The sequence below is a fragment of the Dietzia cinnamea NBRC 102147 genome (genome assembly GCF_001571065.1).
Lineage (GTDB): Bacteria > Actinomycetota > Actinomycetes > Mycobacteriales > Mycobacteriaceae > Dietzia > Dietzia cinnamea.
Genome location: NZ_BCSW01000149.1, coordinates 1 through 702, shown reverse-complemented (window position 1 = coordinate 702; position 702 = coordinate 1). Strand labels below are relative to the sequence as shown.

The following is a 702-nucleotide window of genomic DNA, read 5'->3' as shown; positions in this document are numbered from 1 at the left end:
TGCTGAGCACTCCGCCTGCGGGAAGCACATTCAATCTCTCTTCGATCAGGCTCGAGGTTCTGATCCAGCGGGGCGAGGAAAGGTCGTCGGAGACGGTGCCGTCGGTCATGGCGTGAACGGTATCGCTTCGGACCGACAAGAACCTCGATCACCGGCGTGGCTGGTAGAACCTTCGTATGAGCCCCGCAAAGCCCGACCCAATCGGTGACGTCGCCGAAATTCTCGGCTACTACGTCTACCTGCTCGTCGATCCCCGGGACGGTCGCCCGTTCTATGTAGGCAAGGGGCGCGGGGAGCGCGCGAATAGCCACGAAATCGAAGCTCTCGCGGGTCATGTCACGCTCCCAGCGGACCCGAGCGTTACGAACTTGCCGAAGACCGAGCTTTCTGCCAAGACCGCCCGGATCGCCGAGATTCATAATGCGGGTCTCCGGCCAGACGTGTGGATCGCACGCTACGGGTTGACGAAATCGGAGTACACGGCCGTCGAGGCGGCATTGATCGATCTTCTCTCGTGGCTCCCGGCAAGTGAGAGCTCGGACGGGAATGCGCCGCGTTCGGGCCTGACGAATCTTCGCCGGGAGCAGTCGAAGGGGCACGGGATGGAGCGCCTCCAAACCCTCATCGACGATCTCAAAGCCCCCGATCTCACAACTAACCCCGGTGATTCACGGGGATCTGCGGATCGCTGGGTGAAAATAG

General features: G+C 61.5%; 1 protein-coding gene. It reads left to right on the top strand.

From position 1 onward, the window contains the following. Positions 1-176: 176 nt before the first annotated feature. A partial coding sequence (locus tag DCI01S_RS17465) for an LEM-3-like GIY-YIG domain-containing protein (RefSeq protein WP_167349588.1) occupies positions 177-702 on the top strand: 526 nt, incomplete at its 3' end.